This is a genomic window from Streptomyces sp. NRRL F-5123 (assembly GCF_000721495.1).
Lineage (GTDB): Bacteria > Actinomycetota > Actinomycetes > Streptomycetales > Streptomycetaceae > Actinacidiphila.
This window is the reverse complement of sequence record NZ_JOHY01000029.1, coordinates 1-20,444: the sequence shown is the minus strand read 5'-3', so window position 1 is coordinate 20,444 and position 20,444 is coordinate 1. Positions and strand designations below refer to the sequence as shown.

The 20,444-nt window shown below is 72.7% G+C and carries 19 protein-coding genes; 13 read left to right on the top strand and 6 right to left on the bottom strand.

Annotated features, from left to right (window positions below; translation table 11 throughout):
• Positions 1 to 158: 158 nt before the first annotated feature.
• Positions 159 to 1,346, bottom strand: coding sequence for a PP2C family protein-serine/threonine phosphatase (locus tag IH54_RS0122365; protein WP_078862440.1), 1,188 nt, complete (start codon positions 1,344 to 1,346; stop codon positions 159 to 161).
• A gap of 60 nt (positions 1,347 to 1,406) precedes the next feature.
• The gene (locus IH54_RS0122360; protein ID WP_031519589.1) at positions 1,407 to 2,432 is read right to left on the bottom strand and encodes a LacI family DNA-binding transcriptional regulator; all 1,026 of its coding nucleotides are present in this window, start codon (positions 2,430 to 2,432) and stop codon (positions 1,407 to 1,409) included.
• A 142-nt stretch (positions 2,433 to 2,574) separates the two neighbouring features.
• Between IH54_RS0122360 and IH54_RS0122355 the strand changes: the two genes are divergently transcribed.
• From IH54_RS0122355 to IH54_RS0122340, 4 genes are read left to right on the top strand one after another with little or no spacing between them, the layout of a single operon-like run.
• Entirely contained in the window at positions 2,575 to 3,873 is a 1,299-nt protein-coding gene (locus tag IH54_RS0122355) for an ABC transporter substrate-binding protein (protein ID WP_031519587.1), read from the top strand.
• A gap of 14 nt (positions 3,874 to 3,887) precedes the next feature.
• The gene (locus IH54_RS0122350; RefSeq protein WP_078862439.1) at positions 3,888 to 4,844 is read left to right on the top strand and encodes a carbohydrate ABC transporter permease; all 957 of its coding nucleotides are present in this window, start codon (positions 3,888 to 3,890) and stop codon (positions 4,842 to 4,844) included.
• Positions 4,844 to 5,662 (top strand): carbohydrate ABC transporter permease, encoded by an 819-nt coding sequence (locus tag IH54_RS0122345; RefSeq protein ID WP_031519583.1) that lies wholly within the window; start codon positions 4,844 to 4,846, stop codon positions 5,660 to 5,662. Before IH54_RS0122350 ends, IH54_RS0122345 begins: the two co-directional genes overlap by 1 nt.
• 8 nt (positions 5,663 to 5,670) lie before the next feature.
• A complete protein-coding gene (locus tag IH54_RS0122340; RefSeq protein WP_031519581.1) occupies positions 5,671 to 8,034 on the top strand; it encodes a beta-glucosidase family protein in 2,364 nt (787 codons plus the stop codon).
• 315 nt (positions 8,035 to 8,349) lie between these two features.
• Here the strand turns inward: IH54_RS0122340 and IH54_RS40090 are convergent, their stop codons facing one another.
• Complete coding sequence (locus tag IH54_RS40090; RefSeq protein ID WP_043181885.1) at positions 8,350 to 10,161, bottom strand: FAD-dependent oxidoreductase; 1,812 nt, start codon at positions 10,159 to 10,161, stop codon at positions 8,350 to 8,352.
• Between the two features lie 344 nt (positions 10,162 to 10,505).
• Between IH54_RS40090 and IH54_RS0122330 the strand changes: the two genes are divergently transcribed.
• The 9 genes from IH54_RS0122330 (at position 10,506) to IH54_RS0122290 (ending at position 17,394) form a co-directional block, all read left to right on the top strand.
• The gene (locus IH54_RS0122330; RefSeq protein WP_031519577.1) at positions 10,506 to 11,633 is read left to right on the top strand and encodes a SchA/CurD-like domain-containing protein; all 1,128 of its coding nucleotides are present in this window, start codon (positions 10,506 to 10,508) and stop codon (positions 11,631 to 11,633) included.
• A 98-nt stretch (positions 11,634 to 11,731) separates the two neighbouring features.
• The gene (locus IH54_RS0122325) at positions 11,732 to 12,196 is read left to right on the top strand and encodes a cupin domain-containing protein (protein ID WP_031519575.1); all 465 of its coding nucleotides are present in this window, start codon (positions 11,732 to 11,734) and stop codon (positions 12,194 to 12,196) included.
• Positions 12,193 to 13,458, top strand: a complete 1,266-nt coding sequence (locus IH54_RS0122320) for a beta-ketoacyl-[acyl-carrier-protein] synthase family protein (protein WP_031519573.1) — start codon at positions 12,193 to 12,195, stop codon at positions 13,456 to 13,458. Before IH54_RS0122325 ends, IH54_RS0122320 begins: the two co-directional genes overlap by 4 nt.
• Positions 13,455 to 14,717 carry a beta-ketoacyl synthase N-terminal-like domain-containing protein gene (locus IH54_RS0122315; protein WP_031519570.1) on the top strand — a complete coding sequence of 421 codons (1,263 nt, stop codon included), beginning with the start codon at positions 13,455 to 13,457 and terminating at the stop codon, positions 14,715 to 14,717. The genes IH54_RS0122320 and IH54_RS0122315 overlap by 4 nt, the downstream gene beginning before the upstream one ends.
• A 56-nt stretch (positions 14,718 to 14,773) precedes the next feature.
• Positions 14,774 to 15,031, top strand: a complete 258-nt coding sequence (locus tag IH54_RS0122310; protein ID WP_031519568.1) for an acyl carrier protein — start codon at positions 14,774 to 14,776, stop codon at positions 15,029 to 15,031.
• Positions 15,032 to 15,034: 3 nt separating this feature from the next.
• Entirely contained in the window at positions 15,035 to 15,505 is a 471-nt protein-coding gene (locus IH54_RS0122305; protein WP_031519565.1) for an SRPBCC family protein, read from the top strand.
• 78 nt (positions 15,506 to 15,583) lie between these two features.
• Entirely contained in the window at positions 15,584 to 15,925 is a 342-nt protein-coding gene (locus IH54_RS0122300; RefSeq protein WP_031519563.1) for a TcmI family type II polyketide cyclase, read from the top strand.
• A gap of 180 nt (positions 15,926 to 16,105) precedes the next feature.
• Complete coding sequence (locus tag IH54_RS0122295) at positions 16,106 to 16,507, top strand: hypothetical protein (protein WP_031519561.1); 402 nt, start codon at positions 16,106 to 16,108, stop codon at positions 16,505 to 16,507.
• A 173-nt stretch (positions 16,508 to 16,680) separates the two neighbouring features.
• A complete protein-coding gene (locus IH54_RS0122290) occupies positions 16,681 to 17,394 on the top strand; it encodes a class F sortase (RefSeq protein WP_031519559.1) in 714 nt (237 codons plus the stop codon).
• Here IH54_RS0122290 and IH54_RS0122285 read toward each other — a convergent pair.
• The 3 genes from IH54_RS0122285 to IH54_RS40085 all read right to left on the bottom strand — a co-directional run.
• Positions 17,340 to 18,479 carry a methyltransferase gene (locus IH54_RS0122285; protein WP_420711794.1) on the bottom strand — a complete coding sequence of 380 codons (1,140 nt, stop codon included), beginning with the start codon at positions 18,477 to 18,479 and terminating at the stop codon, positions 17,340 to 17,342. The genes IH54_RS0122290 and IH54_RS0122285 overlap by 55 nt on opposite strands.
• A gap of 82 nt (positions 18,480 to 18,561) precedes the next feature.
• On the bottom strand, positions 18,562 to 19,809 hold the full coding sequence (locus IH54_RS0122280; RefSeq protein ID WP_031519555.1) for a right-handed parallel beta-helix repeat-containing protein: 1,248 nt from the start codon (positions 19,807 to 19,809) through the stop codon (positions 18,562 to 18,564).
• Between the two features lie 246 nt (positions 19,810 to 20,055).
• The coding region (locus IH54_RS40085) for a cellulose binding domain-containing protein (RefSeq protein WP_043181899.1) at positions 20,056 to 20,444 on the bottom strand (389 nt) is incomplete at its 5' end.

Below are 20,444 nucleotides of genomic sequence, written 5' to 3'. Positions count from 1 at the left end.
TGGTCAGCGCACACTAACCGCGGGGCGGCCGGGCGCCGCCCGTGGCACGCGGCGGCGCGCCGAAAACCCCCCGGTGGGCGGTGGGCGCCCCGCTGCGGAGGCGCGGTGCAGGTGCTGCGGGCAGGTCGCGCGGCCGGGCCGGGACGGCGCGGGTGCGGTCACGCCCTCCGCTGCAGGGCCACCACCGCGACGTCGTCGCCGAGGCGGCTGCCGACGTGCCGGGCCAGGTCCGCGGTCAGGGCGGTGAGCAGGTCGGCGGGGGCGAGGCCGCTCCAGTGCACGAGCCGCTCGGTCAGCGGGTAGAAGGCGCCGTCGTCGTCCCTGGCCTCGATCACACCGTCGGTGTAGAGCAGCAGCACGTCGCCGACCGCGAGGTCGTACGTGTCCAGCTGCTGGGTCTCCGGCGTGAGGTCGCCGAGGCCCAACGGCACCGCGGGGTGCGCGGACTCCAGCGGCAGGACCTCGCCACGGTGCAGCAGGATCGGCGGCGGGTGGCCGCAGTTCACGATGCTGATGCTTCCGCCGCCGGGGGCGACGTCGACCACCACGGCCGTCACGAAGCGCTCCAGGAAGCCGGCGGTGACGGGAGCCGCCGCGGGCTCGGGCTCGTGTGCGGAGGGCGGCGGGGGCAGCGGTTCCAGCGGGAGTTCCGCGGAGTCCGTGAGGTCGGTGAGGTCGTCACGCAGGCTCTCGTCGAGGTCCGCGGGCAGCGCGCGCAGTGGGGTGCGGTGGCGGGCGCTGCGGCGGAAGGCGGCCAGCAGCATGCCGGTGACCTCCACGGCGGCCATGCCCTTGCCCTGGACGTCGCCGACCATCACGCGGATGCGGCCGCCGCCGAGGTCCGCGGCGGCGTAGAGGTCACCGCCGATGGCCGCCTCGCGGTCGGCGGCGAGGTAGGTGGACGCGATGGCGAGCGGGCCGAGCCGGGACGGCAGCGGGCGCAGCAGGGCCCGCTGGGTGACCGCGGCGACCCACCTGGCCTGGGCCAGCTCGCGTTCGCGGCGCTGCCGGACGGCGGCGGCCAGCACGGACGCGCCGCCGATGAGGGTGGTGGTGGCCATGACGACGGGGAAGTTCACCGCGTCGAGCTGACCGTTGTTCCAGGCCGCGATCGCCAGGCACGGGAAGGTGGCGGCGACCAGCAGCAGGACGGCCCAGGGGCCGAGGAAGACCGCCGACAGCGCGGGCACCCCCACCATGAGCCCGCCGATCCTGATCCGCTCCCCGCCGGCGACGTCGACGACCAGCAGCAGCCCGAGCAGCAGCAGCGCGGCCGCCAGCCGGGCCGTCGTCGAGTAGGCGACCCTCGGCAGATGCGTGCCGTCGGATGCACCGTTCAGGGGCATATGTTCAAAAATACCGCTCGACGCCCCGGGTCATCCGCCCCCGGGCGGGTGACCTCGTGATCAGGCCGACGGCGGCGGCGCGGTGCTGCGCCGGATGACCAGGCTGGTGGCGAGCTCCATGCGGGTGGTGGACGTGCTGCCGGGCGCCGCGCGCAGCCGCAGCATCATCCGCGAGGCCTCCTCGGCCATCCGCCGCAGCGGCTGGCGCACGGTGGTCAGGGCCGGGCGGGACCACTGGGCGACGGCGACGTCGTCGTAGCCGACCACCGAGAGGTCGACGGGGGTGCGCAGCCCGTGCGCACCCGCCGCCTCCAGGACGCCGATGGCCTGCAGGTCGCTGCCGGCGAAGATCGCGGTGGGCCGGTCGGGGCGGCCCAGCATCCGCATCGCCTGCTCGTAGCCGCCCTCGACGTGGAAGTCACCGAAGGCGATGAGGTCGGGGTCGATGTCGAGACCGGCGGTCGTCATGGCCGAGCGGAAGCCGTCCAGCCGGGCGAGCGAGCACATCATGTCCTCGGGCCCTGTGATTATTCCGACACGGCGGTGTCCGAGTTCGATCAGATGCCGGGTCGCGGCGAGACCGCCGGACCAGTTCGCCGACCCCACCGAGGGCACGTCGGGCTCCGGGTCGCCGGCCGGATCGATGATCACAAAAGGGATCGAACGGCTCCTGAGCTGCTGCTTGAACTCGTGGGGCAGCGCCGAGAAGACCAGGATCACGCCCATCGGGCGGCGCCGCAGGACCCCCTCGATCCACTCGTTGTCCGGCGAGTGGCGGGTCCCGCTCTCGGTGAGCACCACGCTGCCGCCGATCTCCTTGGCGACCTTCTCGACGCCCAGGATCAGCTCCATGGCCCAGATGGCGTCCAGCTCGTGGAAGACGATCTCGATCAGGGGCGCCTCGGATCCGCCACGGGTCGTCCGGCGGTATCCGTGCAGCTCCAGGAGTCGTTCAACTTTCAACCTCGTCAGCGCCGAGACGTCCTGACGCCCGTTCAGCACTTTCGAAACTGTCGAGACGGAGACCCCGGCAGTTTCGGCGACCTGGGCGAGCGTGACCCGACTCTCGTCCACCTCTTCATCCATAAGAGCGCAGCGTACGACACATCTGCGCGTAACGCTTTGATAACCCGGAGCCCGAGGGTTGACCGTTTCGAAGCTGCGCCATAGCGTCACACCGCGCAGCAATTTTCGGCGAGGATGCCGAAACATTTCGAAAGGCTGGACGATGAAGAAGAGATGGCTTCCCCGTGCTGTGGCCGGCAGCGTGGTACTCGCCCTCGGGCTGACGCTGGCCGCGTGCGGCGGTGGCAGCTCCAGCAGCAGCAGCTCTGGCAGCTTCACGGTGCTCGTCTACGGTGACGCGAGCAACAAGGTCGAGAAGCAGATCGTCGACACCTTCAACAAGACGTCGAAGGTCAAGGCGAAGCTGCAGACGATCCCTGGTGCGGACTACCAGACCAAGCTGCAGACGATCATCAACACCAAGCAGGCCCCGGACGTCTTCTTCAACTGGGGCGGCGGCAGCATCGCGCCCTTCGTCAAGGCCGGCCTCCTCCTGCCGCTCGACGACATGATCGCCAAGGACCCCAACCTGAAGTCGCAGTTCCTGCCTTCGGTGTTCAACGGCGCTGTGGTCGACGGCAAGTCCTACGGCATCCCCATGCGCGGCACCCAGCCCGTCATGCTGTTCAACAACAAGAAGGTCCTGGCCGACAACGGTCTGGCCGCGCCGAAGACCTGGGACGACCTGATCAACGCGGTCAAGGTCCTCAAGGCCAAGAAGATCACCCCGATCGCCCTCGGTGGCGGCGACCAGTGGCCGACCCTCATGTGGTACGAGTACATGTACGACCGCATGGCCGGCCCGGGCCTGTTCGACAAGGCCCTCGGCGGCGACAAGTCCGCCTGGGACACGCCGGAGAGCCGCGCGGCGCTCGGCAAGCTCAAGGAACTGATCGACGCGGGCGCCTTCGGCAGCAACTTCGACTCGGTCAAGTACACCGACGGCGGCTCGGTCGCGCTGGTCGCGCAGAACAAGGCTGCCTTCGAGCTCATGGGCTCCTGGTACTACTCGCAGCAGCAGCAGGACAACCCTGACTTCGCCAAGACCGGTCTGGGCTACAGCAGCTTCCCGACCGTCCCGGACGGCAAGGGCGACCAGACCGACATCGTCGGCAACACGAACAACTACTACTCGGTCCTCAAGAAGACCAAGCACGCCGACGCCATCGCGCAGTTCCTGAAGCTGCAGTACAGCGACGAGTTCGTGAAGGCCCACGTGGCGATCGGCAACCTGCCGACCACCACCAACACCACGAACTTCCTGGACCAGGCCGCCGACCCGGCCTACGCGAAGTACCAGTACGACCTCGTGAAGGCCGCGCCGTCCTTCCAGCTCTCGTGGGACCAGGCCTACCCGCAGTCGGCCGCCAACGCGATGCACACCGCGGTGCAGCAGTTCTTCGACGGCAAGCTCGACGCCGACGGGTTCATCAAGGCCATGCAGGCCCTGCCCACGTCCTGAACCGGGATCCAGAAATGACCACCACTGATTCACCCAGGGTGGAGAAGCGCCGGCCCGTACTCCGGGCCGGCGCCGGCCGGCCGGGCCGCAGGTCCGGCGCCTCCGTGGCCCGCCCAGGCTTTGCCTGGGCGGCGCCCGCCACCCTGTTCTTCATGCTGTTCGCCGTCCTGCCGCTGGTCATGGTGGCGGTGCTGTCCTTCTCCAACTGGGACGGCATCAGCTCCCTGTCCTTCACCGGCGTGGACAACTGGAAGACGCTGTTCCACGACCACGTGATGCTGCAGAGCATCTGGCTCACCCTGATGGTCACGGTGCTCGGCGTCGTCGTCCAGACCCCGCTGAGCATCCTGCTCGGCGTGTGGGCGGCCGGCAAGCAGCGCAACCGGGCGATCCTGTCCGCGATCTACTTCATCCCGCTGCTGCTGTCGGCGACAGCGATCTCCATCCTGTGGCGCGCCCTGCTCGACCCGAACTTCGGTATTCCGTCCCAGGCCAAGTGGCTGTTCGGCGACGGCAACCTCTTCGGTCACCAGGGCACGTCCATCGGCGTGCTGATCTTCGTCGGCGCGTGGCAGTACACGCCGTTCCACACCCTGATCTACCAGGGTGCGGCCCGCGCGATCCCGCAGGTGCTCTACCAGGCCGCGGCGATCGACGGCGCCGGGCGCTTCCGGCAGTTCTGGTCCATCACGCTGCCGCAGCTGCGCACCACCATGGTCACCTCGATGATCCTCATGGTGGTGGGCGGCATGACCGTGTTCGACACCGTGCTGATCCTGACCCAGGGCGGTCCCGGCACGGACACCACGACCACGCCGTACTACTCCTACGTACAGGCGTTCAAGAACTTCGACTTCGGCTACGGCTCGGCCATCGCCATGGTCCTGGTCGTGATCGCCACGATCATCTCGCTCGTCATCGTCAAGTTCTCCGGATACGACAAGATGCGCAGCTCGTCGGAGGGACTGTGATGAAGCGCCGTCCCAATTACCTCGCCGGCTTCGGCTCGCTCGTCTGGCTGGTCCTGATCGGCCTGCCGCTGTACGTGATGCTCGCGGCGACCCTGCAGAGCCGTTCGGACTACGCGGCCAACGGCCCGCTGTCCTGGCCGAAGCACTTCACGCTGTCGAACTACACCCAGGACTTCTCCAACGGGTTCGGGCACTTCTTCCTGAACACGGTCCTGGTCACGGTGGCCGTCGTGGCGATCGTGCTGGTGCTGATCCCGCCGCTGTCGTACGCGATCGTGCGCAGCCAGGGCAAGACCACCACCGGTGTCTTCCGGCTGTTCCTGCTCGGCCTGGCGATCCCGTCGCAGGCGGTGATCATCCCGATGTTCTACGTCATCACCAAGGCCGGCCTGTACGACAACCTCATCGGCCTCATCCTGCCGACCGCCGCGTTCTCGCTGCCGGTCTGCGCGCTGGTCCTGACCGGCGTGATGCGGGAGATCAACTCCGAGCTGTACGAGGCCATGGCCATGGACGGCGCCTCGCCGATGCGGACGTTCTTCCAGCTGGTGGTGCCGCTGTCCAAGAGCGGTCTGTCCACCATCGTGGTCTTCTCCGCCCTCCAGGCGTGGAACGGCTTCCTCTTCCCGCTGGTCCTGACCCAGACCGACAAGTCGCGGGTCATCACCATGGGCCTGTTCCAGTTCCAGACCGAGCACGGCATCGATGTCCCCGGTCTGCTGGCCGCGGTCGTGCTGTCGATGCTGCCCATCTTCATCGTCTACCTGTTCGCCCGCCGTGCCCTGGTCCAGGGACTCATGGGCGTCGGAGGAAAGTGACCGGCACCATGGCCGAAGAGACTAAGTCCGCTACTCCCCCCTGGAGGGACACCTCCCTCGCCCCGGAAGTCCGGGCGGATGCGCTGATCGCGGCGATGACCGTGCAGGAGAAGGTCGCGCAGCTGTTCGGGATCTGGGTGGGTGCGTCCGACGAGGGCGGCGAGGTCGCCCCGTACCAGCACGAGATGGAGGAACCGGTCACCCTTGAGAGCCTGCTGCCGCAGGGTCTCGGCCAGCTGACCAGGTCGTACGGGACCGCGCCGGTCGACCCGGCGCTCGGCGCGCTGTCACTGCTGCGCACGCAGCGGAGCATCGCGGCGGCGAACCGTTTCGGCATCCCGGCCGTCGCGCACGAGGAGTGCCTGGCCGGCTTCGCGACCTGGGGCGCGACCGCCTACCCCGTACCGCTGTCGTGGGGCGCCAGCTTCAACCCGGAGCTGGTCCGCTCGATGGCGGCCCGGATCGGGCAGGACATGCGCGCCGTCGGCGTGCACCAGGGCCTGGCCCCGGTGCTCGACGTGGTCCGCGACGCCCGCTGGGGCCGGGTCGAGGAGACGATCGGCGAGGACCCGTATCTCATCGGCACGGTGGCCACCGCGTACGTCCAGGGCCTGGAGTCCACCGGCATCGTGGCGACGCTCAAGCACTTCGTCGGCTACTCGGCCTCACGCGCCGGACGCAACCTCGCGCCCGTCAGCATGGGCCCCCGGGAGCGCGCCGACGTCATGCTGGCGCCGTTCGAGATGGCGATCCGGGAGAGCGGCGTCCGGTCGGTCATGCACGCCTACACCGACATCGACGGTGTGCCCGCGGCCGCCGACCCCGACCTGCTGACCGGCCTACTCCGCGACACGTGGGGCTTCACCGGCACGGTCGTCGCGGACTACTTCGGCATCGCCTTCCTCCAGCTGCTGCACGGTGTGGCCGGCGACCTCGGCGAGGCAGCCGGCGCCGCCCTCAACGCGGGCGTGGACGTCGAGCTGCCGACCGTCAAGGCGTTCGGCGAGCCGCTGCTCAAGGCGATCGCCGACGGCCAGGTGCCCGAGGCGCACATCGACCGCGCCCTGCGCCGCGTCCTGGTGCAGAAGGTCGAGCTCGGCCTGCTGGACCCGGACTGGAACCCGGTGCCCGCCGCGCTGGACGGCGTGGACACCGCGGACACCGCCGCGCTGCGCGGCTCGGTGGACCTCGACTCGGCCGGCAACCGGGCGGTCGCCCGCGAGATCGCCGAGCAGGCCGTCGTGCTGCTGCGCAACGAGGGCGGCACGCTGCCGCTCGCCCGCCCCGCGAAGATCGCGGTCATCGGCCCCAACGCCGAGGTCCCGACCGCGGTGCTCGGCTGCTACTCCTTCCCGGTGCACGTCGGCAGCCAGCATCCCGAAATGCCGCTCGGCATCGAGCTGCCCACCCTGCGCGAGGCGCTGGCCGAGGAGTTCCCGGACAGCGAGATCACCACGGCGCGCGGCTCGGACATCGACACCGACGACACCAGCGGCTTCGCCGAGGCCGCGCAGCTGGCCGCCGAGGCGGACATCGTTGTCCTCGCGCTCGGCGACCGTGCCGGACTCTTCGGCCGCGGCACCAGCGGCGAGGGCTGCGACAGCGAGTCGCTCACGCTCCCCGGCGTGCAGCAGCAGCTGCTCGACACGCTCCTCGACGCCGGCACCCCGGTCGTCGTCACCATGCTCGCGGGCCGGCCGTACGTGCTGGGCCGCGCGGTGGACGAGGCCGCGGCGATCGTGCAGACGTTCTTCCCCGGTGAGGAAGGCACGCGGGCGGTCGCCGGCGTGCTGTCCGGCCGCGTGGCGCCGTCCGGCAAGCTGCCGGTCAGCATCCCGCGGAGCCCGGGCACCCAGCCGTCCACGTACCTGGTGGCCAAGCTCTCGCACGCGAGCGAGTCGTCCAACATCGACCCGACGCCGGCCTACGGCTTCGGCCACGGTCTGACGTACACCAGCTTCCAGTGGGACGACCTGGAGGTGCCGGAGCTGGAAGCCGGCACCGACGGCGAGATCAGCCTGTCGTTCACCGTCCGCAACACCGGTGAGCGCGCGGGCACCGAGATCGTGCAGCTCTACCTGCACGACCCGGTCGCCTCCGTGGTGCAGCCGGTTCAGCGGCTGATCGGCTACCGCCGGGTGGACCTGGAGCCGGGGCAGTCCGCCCGGGTCGAGGTCACCGTGCCGGCCGACCTGGCGTCCTTCACCGGACGCGACGGCCGCCGCGTCGTGGAGCCCGGCGAGCTGGAGCTGCGGCTCGGCGCGTCCTCCACGGACCAGCGGCTGACGGTGGTCGCGACCCTCACGGGTCAGGTGCGCGAGGTCGACCACACCCGCAGGCTGCACGCCGCGTTCAGCACGACGGTGGCCTGACGGCCTGAACCCCGCGCACGACGCGCAACAGCGGCGGCGGCCGCCGGCTCCCACCGGCGGCCGCCGCCGCATGCGCGTGTGCAGGCGCTTTACGCCACGGGCTGCCCCATGAAGTGCTTTGCCGGGCCTCCGCGCGCGGTTGCTCCGCGCCACGAGCTGCCCCGTGAAGCGCTTTGCGCCAACCTCCGCCCGCTTCGGCGGGTCGCGCACCTCGCACTGGAGCTGCGCCTGGGAGGTGCCCTCACGCGCCCCTGGGCGACTGCCCCTTGCGGTGGCGGTGCCGTCTTTCCCGAGCGCGGGCGGGGCGCTCCCTCGTCACGCCAGCCTCAGCACCTCCCGCAGCACAGCCGTCAGCTCCGCCTCCGGGTCCGGGGCGGCCGTGGGCGAACGCCAGGCCACGAAACCGTCGGGACGGACGAGCACCGCGCCATCCTCGGACGTGGTGTGCGCCGCGGCCCAGTCGGCGTCCGGCTCGGTGACGAGGTCGGCGCCGGGGCCGCCGCCGATGCGGTAGCGGTCCAGCGGCACCCCGAGGCTGCGGGCGGCGCGTTCGGCGGCGGCGTGCCAGCCGGCGTCCGCGCCGGCGCCGCTGAGCAGCACCGGCACCTTCTCGTAGAGGTCGAGCGTGGACAGCCGCTCGTCGCCGCGGGTGACCCACAGGTGCGGGGCGCGGGTGCCCGGCTCGCCGGTCCACAGCCGCGGGCCCTTCGGCCCCGGGCGGGCGGCTGCCTGACCGCGCGGCGGCAGGACCGGGCCGCCGGGAGGCGGCTGTTCGCCGGGCATGGCGGGGGTGTGCGGAACGACCGGGCCGCCGGTGCCGCCGGGGCCCGCGGGCGGCGCGGGGGGCACCGGGGGCTGCGGCACCACCGGCCGGTCCGGGTCCACGCCGACGACCGCACCCGCCGGGTAGCGGTAGCCGAGCGCCACGGTCAGCACGCCGCTCTGCCGGTTGCCCCCGGTGGGCAGGGCGTCGTAGCCGGGGTGGCTGTGCTCGGCGGAGCGCTCGGAGGCGCGGGCGCTGGTGGCGACGGCGACCGGCCGCCGCTCCTGCCCGTAGGTCTCCAGCAGTCCGGGGCCGGCCCAGCCGCCGAGCACCGCGGCGAGCTTCCATGCCAGGTTGTGGGCGTCCTGGATACCGGTGTTGGAGCCGAACGCGCCGGTCGGTGACATCTCGTGGGCCGAGTCGCCGGCCAGCCACACCCTGCCCTGCCCGTAGCTCTCGGCGACCCGCTCGGCGGCGTGCCAGGGGGCCTTGCCGGTGATCTCGATCTCCAGGCCGGGCGCGCCGACCGCGGTGCGGATGTGCGCCGCGCACCGCTCGTCGGTGAAGGCCTCCAGCGGCTCGCCGTCCTCGGGGTGCCAGGGCAGATGGAAGACCCACTCGTCCTGGTTGTCGACGGGCAGCAGCGCGCCGTCCGCGTCCGGGTTGGTGAGGTAGCAGGCGATGAAGTGCCGGTCGCCGACGACCTCGGCGAGGCGCTTGGCGGTGAAGGTGACGCTGACGTTGTGGAAGAGCTCGCCCGCGCCGGTCTGGCCGATGCCCAGCGCGCGCCGTACGGGGCTGCGCGGCCCGTCGGCGGCGACGAGGTAGTCGGCGCGCACGGTGCGGGTGGTGCCGCTCTCCCGGTCCAGGATCTCCGCGGTCACCCCGTCCGCGTCCTGCGTGAAGGACGTCAGCTCGGTGCCGAAGCGGATGTCGCCGCCCAGGTCGCGGGCGTGCCGCAGCAGCACCGGTTCCAGGTCGTTCTGGCTGCACAGGCACCAGCCCGACGGGCTGAGCGCGGCCAGGCCGCCGCCGGGGTCGATCTCCCGGAAGAGCCAGTGCTGGTTGGCGCCGGTGAGCGACTCGGCCTGCAGGATGCCGTGGTTGCGGGCCAGCACGGAGGCGGCCTCGCGGATCGCCGGCTCGACGCCCGCGGTCCGGTAGATCTCCATGGTGCGCACGTTGTTGCCGCGGCCGCGCGGATGGTGCGAGGTCGCCGCGTGCTTCTCCACGAGCAGGTGGCGCACGCCGAGCCGGCCGAGGAAGAGGGAGGCGGACAGCCCCACCAGGGACCCGCCGATGACGAGGACCGGTACGTGCTCGGTGCGGTCACCGCGGCCGCGGTCGGTGGACGTCGGTTGCATCTGTTGCTCCTGCCTGTACGGGCGCGGGGCGCGACGGCGGTGGGCCGCCGGTGCTGCCGGTGCTGCCGGGACCTGCGCCGGGTGCGGCGCGGCCCGGGGGCCCGGCACGCCCTCGTCCGGTCCCGCCTCTCTCCTTGCCCGGTCGGCGGCCCACAGGGTTGCGGCGGCCGCGCATTCGCCCACATGGACCGCAGATCTCGCGGCGTTGGCGGCATCGACGCACGATCGGAAAACCAGGGGATGGCAGATGGGCAGTCGGACACGGCCGCGCGGCAGCCCACCCGCGACAAGCCCGCACGTGAGACCCGCCGCCGAAGGGCGGCACCGTGAAGGAGAAGTGGAAGATGACGACCCTGTCCGGAGAACCGGGAACGGCGGGCACTGCCGTCACCGCAGGGGCCACCGAGCCCGCGACGCTGCGCGTGGTGCTGATGCTGGACGTCAGGAAGGGCGCGCAGCAGGCCTTCCTGGACGCCTACCAGCTGCTGCGCGACCAGGTCGCCTCGGTGCCCGGCCATGTCAGCGACCAGCTGTGCCAGTCCATCGAGGACCCGTCGCAGTGGCTCATCACCAGCGAGTGGGAGAGCGCCGCGCCCTTCCTGTCCTGGGTGGAGAGCGCCGAGCACCGCGAGATGGTCAAGCCCATGCACGACTGCGTCAACGACACCCGGTCGCTGCGCTACGAGGTGCTGCGCGAGACGTCGGCGACCGGCCACTCCGGCAGCCGCGCACCGCGCCCGGAACGGGCGGGCGACGGCCGGATCCGGCACGCGATCACCTTCACCGTCCGGCCCGGCAGCGAGGAGGTCGTCGCGAAGCTGCTGAGCGAGTACGCCTCGCCGTCGGCCCGCGTCGACTCCGCGACCCGGCTGTGCCGGACGTCGCTGTTCATGCTGGGCAACCGGGTGGTGCGGGCGGTGGAGGTGCGCGGCAGCCTCTCCGCGGCGCTGCGGCACGTCGCGCAGCAGCCCGAGGTGCGGGCGGTCGAGGAGGCCATCAACCCGTATCTGGAGGAGGAGCGCGACCTGACCTCCGCCGAGTCGGCGCGCGCGTTCTTCAGCCGGGCGGCGCTGCCGGCGGTGCACGAGGCCGTGGCCGTGGCCGAGCGCGCCGGCACGGTGCGGCGGTACGCGCTGCAGTACCCGGTGCGCGGCGGCAGCGGCGCCGCGGCGGCCCGGGTGCTGGCGCGGTCCGACGAGCTGGCGGCGGCCGACCCGACCGGCTCGCTGGTCCGCAGCACGGTCTTCCAGCGCGACGACGTCGTCGTGCGGGTCGTGGACCTGGCCGACGCTGCGGACGCCGACCTGGCGCTGACCACCGGCACGGCGGACCGCGACCTGGCCGCGGAGCTGGGCCGGCAGCTCGAACTGCCCGGCGCCGTCCGCAACCTCGGTACGGACCAGGGGCGCGCGGAGCTGCTCGCGCACTGCCGGATGACCCTGCTCACCGACCGCCACTCGCAGGACGTGTGACGGCTGGCCGCACGGCCCGGCAGCACCGCACCACCGCAGGCGACACGTCCGCTCCCCTTCCGCGGCCGGCCGCCGTGACACCACTGGAGGCACCCGTCATGACCGCTCAACCCCACCGGATCGTGCACGTCGACGACGTCCAGCCCAACCGGCGCCGCGGCGGTGATCTGCGCGCCATGCTCACCCCGACCGTCAGCGGCTCGACCAGCGGTTTCATGGGCGTCGCGATCCTGCAGCGCGGCGAGCGCATCGCCGAGCACTACCACCCCTACTCCGAGGAGTTCGTCTTCGTCGTCGAGGGCGAACTGGAGGTCGACCTGGACGGGACGGCGTACGCGCTCTCGCCCGACCACGGGCTGCTGATCCCCAAGGACGTGCGGCACCGCTTCCGCAACGTCGGCACCGGCACGGCCCGTATGGTCTTCCACCTCGGCCCGCTCGCACCGCGCCCGGAGCTGGGCCATGTCGACACCGAGGACGCCGCGGGCAACCCGCTGCTGCCCGCCGAAGGCTCCCCGGCCGCCGCCGGGCGTCCGGCGGAGGCGGCGGGAGCGGTCAAGTGACCAGGCGCGTCGCGGTCACCGGCCTCGGGGTGGTCGCCCCGGGCGGGGTGGGCGTACCGGCCTTCTGGGACCTGCTGTCCGCGGGGCGGACGGCGACCCGGCGGATCTCGCGGTTCGACGCCACGGGCTTCCGCTCCCGAATAGCCGCCGAGTGCGACTTCGACCCGGCCGGCGTCGGGCTCGACCCGGTACGGCTGGCCCGCGCCGACCGCTACGTGCAGTTCGCGATGGCCGCGGCGGACGAGGCGCTGCACGACTCGGGGCTGGACCCGCAGACCGAGGACCCCTGGCGGATCGCGGTGTCGCTGGGCACCGCGGTGGGCGGCACGACCCGGCTGGAGCACGACTACGCCCTGGTGAGCGCGGGCGGTGACCGCTGGGACGTGGACCCGGCGAAGGCCGAGGCGCATCTGCACCGGGCCTTCACCCCGAGCGCGCTGTCGGCCGAGGTCGCCGAGCAGGTCTGCGCGCGCGGCCCGGTCCAGACGGTCTCCACCGGCTGCACCTCGGGCCTGGACGCGGTCGGCTACGCCTTCCAGACCATCGAGGAGGGGCGCGCCGACATCTGCATAGCCGGCGCGTCGGACTCGCCGATCTCCCCGATCACCGTGGCCTGCTTCGACGCCATCAAGGCCACCTCGCCGAACAACGACGACCCGGCGCACGCCTCGCGCCCCTTCGACGCCGACCGGGACGGCTTCGTCCTCGGCGAGGGCGGCGCGGTGCTGGTCCTGGAGGAGCTGGAGCACGCGCGGGCCCGCGGCGCGCACGTCTACTGCGAGGTCACGGGCTATGCCTCGTTCGGCAACGCCCACCACATGACCGGCCTCACCCGCGAGGGACTGGAGATGTCGCGGGCCATCGACCACGCGCTCGCGCACGGCAGGACCGACCGCACCGCCGTCGACTACGTCAACGCGCACGGGTCGGGCACCAAGCAGAACGACCGGCACGAGACGGCCGCGGTCAAGCGCTCGCTGGGCGAGCACGCCCGCAGGACCCCCATGAGCTCGATCAAGTCGATGGTCGGGCACTCCCTCGGCGCGATCGGCGCGATCGAACTGGCCGCCTGCGCGCTGGCGATGGAGCACGGTGTGGTGCCGCCCACCGCCAACTACGAGACCCCGGACCCCGAGTGCGACCTCGACTATGTGCCGAAGGTCGCGCGCGAGCGCCGGCTGCGGACGGTGCTGTCCGTCGGCAGCGGCTTCGGCGGCTTCCAGTCCGCCGTGGTCCTCAACCGGGAGGAGGCGAGCCGATGACCGCAACGACCACGGCAAGGACCGGCCGGCGGCGCCGTACGGTGATCACCGGGCTGGGCGTCGTCGCCCCCGTCGGAGTGGGCACCGACGCGTACTGGAAGGCGGTCAAGGAGGGCGTGAGCGCCCTCGGCCCGGTCACCCGGGAGGGCTGCGAGGCGCTTCCGCTGGCCGTCGCGGGCGAGGTGCCGGGTTTTGACCCGTCCTCGCTCGTCGAGGAGCGCTTCCTGGTGCAGACCGACCGCTTCAGCCACTTCGCGATGGCCGCCGCCGACATGGCCCTTCGCGACGCGGTGCTGGACGCGGCGGGTGCCGGGGAGTACGGCATCGGCGTGGTGACCGCGGCCGGCTCCGGTGGCGGCGAGTTCGGCCAGCGCGAGCTCCAGCAGCTGTGGGGCCGCGGGCCGCGCTACGTCGGCCCGTACCAGTCGATCGCCTGGTTCTACGCGGCGAGCACCGGCCAGATATCCATCCGCGGCGGCTTCAAGGGCCCCTGCGGGGTGGTCGCGAGCGACGAGGCGGGGGGGCTCGACGCCTTCGCACACGCCGCGCGCAGCATCCGGGGCGGTACCGACGCCATGGTGGTGGGCGCGACCGAGGCGCCGCTCGCGCCGTACTCGGTCGTCTGCCAGCTGGGCTACCCGGAGTTGAGCCGGGCGGTCGACCCGCAGCAGGCGTACCTGCCCTTCACCGACCGGGCGTGCGGCTTCGTCCCCGCCGAGGGCGGCGCGATGTTCGTCGCCGAGGAGGAGGACGCGGCCCGCGAACGCGGCGTCACCGCACGGGCGGTGGTCGCCGGGCACGCCTCGACCTTCACCGGCTCGGCGGACTGGGCCGCTTCCCGCGAGGGCCTGGCGCACGCGATCCGCGGCGCGCTGGCCGAGGCGGGCGCGGCGCCCGAGGAGGTCGACGTGGTCTTCGCGGACGCGCTCGGCGTGCCCGCCGCCGACCATGCCGAGGCCCTGGCGCTGGCCGACGCGCTGGGCCCGCACGCGGCCCGTGTGCCGGTCACCGCCCCCAAGACCGGTACCGGGCGCGCCTTCTGCGGAGCCGCGGCGCTGGACGTGGCCTGCGCGGTGCTGGCCATGGAGCACGCGGTAGTGCCGCCCACCCCGAACGTCACCGACGTGACGGGCGGCCTCGACCTGGTCACCGGCCACGCCCGGCCCACCGACCTGCGCACCGCGCTGGTGCTCAGCCGCGGCCTGCTCGGCCACAACTCGGCGCTCGTGCTGCGGCACGGCGCGGACGCCCGGCTGTGACCGCCGTCCCCACTCCCCCGTTCCCGAACCCAAACCCCTCACGCAAGGAGCCGTTCATGCACACCGAGATCACGTACGCGGAACTGGCCGCGCTGATGGAGCGCCGGGCCGGCGTCGTCGTCGACCCGGCCGACCTGGAGCTGCAGTCCGACACCCCGTTCGCCGAATTCGGCCTCGACTCGCTGGGCCTGCTCGGCATCGTGGGCGCGCTGGAGAACGAGCACGGCGCCACCATCCCGGCCGACGCCGACGCCTGCCGCACGCCGCGCGAGCTGCTGGACGTCGTCAACGGCGTGCTGAAGGCGAGGGCCTGAGCCATGGCCGCACACACCGAGAACGAGATCGTCATCGGCGCCCCGCTGGACCTCGTGTGGGACATGACGAACGACCTGGAGCACTGGCCGCAGCTGTTCAGCGAGTACGCGTCGGTGGAGGTCCTGCGGCGCGAGGGCCGCAAGACCACCTTCCGGCTCACGATGCACCCGGACGAGAACGGCACGGTGTGGAGCTGGGTGTCCGAGCGCGAGCCGGTCCCCGAGACCCGTACCGTGACCGCCCGCCGGGTGGAGACCGGGCCGTTCGACTTCATGGAGATCTTCTGGAGCTACCACGAGGTCCCCGGCGGCACCCGGATGCGCTGGGTCCAGGACTTCGCGATGAAGCCGGAGGCGCCGGTGGACGACGCCGGGATGACGGCCCGGATCAACGCCAACTCGGTGGTCCAGCTCGAACTCATCAGGGACACCATCGAGAAGCGTGCCCGCGAAGAGGTTCCCGTCGCCAACTGACCCCGCGCCCGGGCGGGTCGGCCCGCCCGGGCCCCGAAGTGCCCTCGCTCCCCCACGCCCAGGAAAGGACGTACCGCCGTGCACCGCGCCCTGATCGTCGCCCGGATGGCCCCCGGCTCCGCGGACGACATCGCCGAGGTCTTCCGCACCTCCGACCGCGGCGACCTGCCGCGGCTCATCGGGGTGAGCAGCCGCAGCCTGTTCCAGTTCGGCGACCTCTACTTCCATCTGATCGAGGCGGACGGCCCACCCGGCCCCAAGGTGGCGGAACACGCCTCGCACCCCGATTTCCAGGACGTCAGCCGCCGGCTGTCCCCCTACGTCAGCGCGTACGACCCGGAGACCTGGCGGTCCCCCAAGGACGCGATGGCGCGGGAGTTCTACCGCTGGGACCGCGCTGCGGTCGGCCAGGACGCCTGAGCCGCCGTTCGTCGTCCGGACGGCCCAATCCGCCACCCGGAGGGCGCAAGGACCACCCCCTTGCAGCCCTCTCCGGTGGCGCGTGGGGTGCGTGGGGCTGACGGTGAACACGTCGCACCTGCGATTCACTTCGGCCGACCGCCTGTCGACCGGCGCAGACGCGACGGAAGGACACCTCACATGCGCACTGCCCGCACCCTCTTCGCCGGAGCTGCACTCTCTGCAGTCCTCGCCATCGCCGCCCCGGCCGCCCACGCGACGGGTGCCGTCAACGCGTACGACCCGAGCAGCCACGGTTCGTCGCACTCCACCACCCAGAACGACTCGCAGTCGGCGACGGAGAACAGCAGCGACTCCGCCGCGACCGGCTCCGACAGCACCACCTCGGACGACGCCACCCAGCAGGGCGACGCCGGTTCGTGGCACGGCAAGCACCCGCACGGCGGCGTGCACACCGGCGGCGGCGGCATGGCGCTGTCCGGTGGCGGCATGGCGGCCGGCTCGGTGCTGCTGCTCGGCGGCCTCGGCGCCGGTGCGGTCGCGCTGCGCCGTCGCCGCACGCCGGTCGGCGGCCTGGTCTGAACCGCCCTCCGGTGAACGGCTGATCACCGGCTGACGCTCCTCAGCTGTCTCCTGCCGTGGCCACCGCCGCTCCCCGCGGCGGTGGCCACGGCATATCCGGCTCCGCTTCCGGAAGCTTCCGCTCGCGAGCCGCGGCAAGGCCCCGAGGAAGGCCCGAGGAAAGGCACCACCCCATGACGTCCCAGCAGTACCCGCCGCCGCCCGTGCGCGCGGCGGACGCCCCGCCGCCCCGCGCGCGCACCCGCACTGTGCGGTGGGCGCTCGCCTCGGCGGCGATCGGCGCCCTGATGATCTACAGCTCGGTCGACTCCGCGGGCCGCGGCCTGCCCGCCCCGCCCGCCTCGGCCGCGGCGCCGCCCGGCGCCTCCGCGAGCGGCCAGAGCGCCATCGCGCCACTGCCCATGGTCACCGTGCCGCCGCTGCCCGGATCCGCCCCCACCCGGCTGGTCGTCAAGGGCATCGGGGTGAACGCGCCCTTCACCAGCCTGCACCTGGACTCCGCGGGCAATCTCGACGCGCCCCCGGGCGGCGACAAGAACCTCGTCGGGTGGTACGCCGACGGCCCCAGCCCCGGCGAGCGCGGCCCGGCGATCGTGGCCGGGCACGTCGACACCAAGACCGGTCCGGCCGTCTTCCTGATGCTGCGCCTGGTCAAGCCCGGCGACCCGGTGGAGATCACCCGGGCGGACGGGACGGTGGCCGTCTTCACCGTCGACTCCGTCGAGCAGTTCTCCAAGGGCGACTTCCCGAACCAGCGGGTCTACGGCGACACCCCCGACCCGCAACTGCGCCTGATCACCTGCGGGGGCAGCTACGACCGCAGCAAGCGCGACTACACCGACAACGTCGTGGTCTTCGCGCACCTGACGTCCTCCCGCAAGGCCTGACCTCCCCGTACGGCGGCGGGGACGACGCTGTCGAAGGCGTGCAGGTACGGGCCCACCGGGCGCACCTCGCCGACCTCCAGGCCGGCTTCGGTCATCCGCGTGACCAGGCTCTCCCTGGTGTGCTTCTGCCCGCCGACGTTGAGCAGCAGCAGCAGGTCCATGGCGGTGGTGAACCGCATGGACGCGCTGTCGTCCACCAGGTTCTCGATCACCAGCACCCGGGCCCCGGGGCGGGCGGCCGCCACGACGTTGCGCAGCGTCCTGCGGGTGCTGTCGTCGTCCCATTCGAGGATGTTCTTGATGACGTAGAGATCGGCCTGCACCGGGACTTCGTTGCGGCAGTCGCCGGGCAGCAGGGTGGCGCGGTCGGCCAACGCGCCGCCCTCGCGCAGCCGGGGGTCGGCGTTCGCGACGACCTTGGGCAGGTCGAGCAGGGTGCCGCGCAGCTGCGGGTAGCGCTCCAGCAGCCCGGCGAGCACATGGCCCTGGCCGCCGCCGATGTCGGCGACGGAGGCGATGCCGGTCAGGTCGAGGCTGTCCACCACGTCGCGGGCGGACTGCATGCTGGAGCGGGTCATCGCCTTGTTGAACACCGCGGCGGATTCGGGCGCGTCGTCGTGCAGGTACTCGAAGAAGCGCTTGCCGTACAGGTCGGTGACGACGTCGCGGCCGGTCCGGACGGCCTCGTCCAGCCGCGGCCAGGCCTCCCACGTCCACGGCTCGGTGCACCACAGGGCGATGTTGCGCAGCGAGTCGGGCGCGTCCTCGCGCAGCATCCGCGACATCGCGGTGTGCGCGAAGCGGCCGTCGGGCTGTTCGGCGAAGACGCCGTAGCTGCCCAGCGCCCTCAGCAGCCGGCCGAGCGGCCGGGCCTCGGTGCGTACGGCGGCGGCCAGTTCCTCGGCGGTGGCGGGCTCGTCGCCGAGCGCGTCGGCGACGCCGAGCCGGGCGGCGGCGCGGATCGCGGCGGCGCACGCGGCGCCGAAGACCAGCTCGCGCATGCGCATCGCGGACTGGTCGGGGGCGTGCTGCGGCGGTGCGGGCGGGGCCTGCGGCGCCGCGGCGGCCGGTCGGGTCATGGTCATGGTCGGCCCTTTCGGTCGTGCCGGGTCGGGGGCGGGATCGGACGCGGCCGCGGTGCGCGCGGCGGACCGGCGTGGCGTACGGTCAGCACCGGCCGGCCGGCTGGGAGACGGCGCAGGAGTTCGCGCTGAAGGTGTTGCCCGAGCCGTTGGTGTCGCGGTCGGCGATGTCGGCGGGCACGTTGCCGGTCAGGGTGTTGCCGTTCACCTGGTCGCGCACGTTGGCGACGCCGACCTCGCTCGGGAAGAGCACCACGCCGCCGGACATGGGCGAGGCGCCGGAGTTGCCGCTGATGGTGTTGTCGGTGACGCGGGTGTCCTCGGCGCCGGTGAGCAGCACGCCGGTGCCCTGGATGTCGGGGAGCCGGCCGTTGGAGGCGCAGAACTTGTTGTTCTCGGTGATCCGGTTGGCGCGGATGTCGAGGTCGCCGGCCTTCGGGTTGTTCTCGTCGCCGACGACGAAGACGCCGCCGCAGTTGCCGGAGACCGTGTTGTCCTCGACGGTGAGGACGCGCGCCCGGCGGATGGTGACGCCGATCCGGTTGCCGGTCAGGGTGTTGCCGGAGATGACGGTGCCCTCGGTGTCCAGCGCGCCGCCCTCCTCGCTGACGAGGTTGGCGACGAAGATGCCCGACTGGCCGTTGTCGACCGCCCGGTTGTCGCTGAGCACCGCGCGGGTGGACCTCTCCTGGCTGATGCCCTGGGCGCCGTTGCCCTGAACCAGGACGTGCCGGACAACCATGCGGTCGGTGCCGGAGGCGTCGATCCCGTTGGCGCGGAAGCCGGTGACGTCGAGGGCCTCGATGCGGACCGCGGTGAGCGGCTTCCCGGCGGCGCCGGTCACGCACACGCCGTGCCCGGCGGCGGCGCACGCGGCCTGGGTGGTGGTGCCGCTGACGGCGGTGCCCTGCTCGGACTGCGCGGGAGCGGGGGCGGGGGTCTGCTTGCCGGTGTGCGCGGTGCCGGTGTCGGCGCCGGTGGTGGACGTCGTGGTGTTCACCGGGGCGCCGGACGCGGCCGCGGTGCTCTTGGGCGGGGCGGCGGGCGCGGACCCGGCGCCCTGGTCGGCCGGGGCGGTGATCGTGACCTGGCCGGGGGCGGCGCCCATCAGCGTCACGTTCCGCGTGATCTGCACGCTCTCCCGGTAGGTGCCGGGCATCACCAGCACGGTGTCCCCGTCGGCGGCCGCGTCGACCGCCTCCTGGACGGACTGGCCTGCGCGCACCACGTGGAGCCTTCCCTCGGCGTGCGCGGCGGGCGCCGCCACGACGCCGGCGCCGAGCGCCGCGGCCGCCATGACTCCCGCCAGGTATGTGCTGTGCCGTACGAGCATTGCTGTGACCTGCCTTTCTCGCCCCGGCAGAGCAACAGCGCTGCGCGAGGTCCCAGGGCCTTCTGTCGAATGGCGCCCGCCGTCTCGCCCCTCGGGGGTGGGCGGCGCGGGCGCGGTTCGAAGCTATGGGCGCCCTGGTCGGCCCGCCATTTGTGCGCGGGCATCCGGGGACGCCGGAGGGCCGCCGTGCGCGCGGTGCGCACGGCGGCCCTCGGGCGCCGGTCCTTCAGCCGGCCGCGGGCGCCGTCACGAGGCGGTGCAGACCGGGGTGCCGAGATTCGTGGCGGATCCGTTCAGGGTCATGCCCCACGAGGTGCTCGCGGACGGCGCGAGGGTGCCGTTGTAGGAGACGTTGCGCAGGGTCGTCGCGGGCGCCGACGCGTCGACGGCCGCGTTCCAGACGCTCGCGACCTGCACGCCCGAGGGAAGCGTCAGCCGGACGGCCCAGCTGCCGGTCTGCCGGGTGCCGGTGTTCTGCACCGTCACGTCGGCCTGGAAGCCACCGGACCAGGAGTTGCTGATGTGCACGGCCGCGGTGCAGCCGCCGGAGGCGGGCGGGGTCGTCGGCGGGGTGGTGGGGGGCGTCGTCGGAGGTGTCGTCGTCGGGGTGGTGGGCGGCGTGGTCGGGGGCGTGG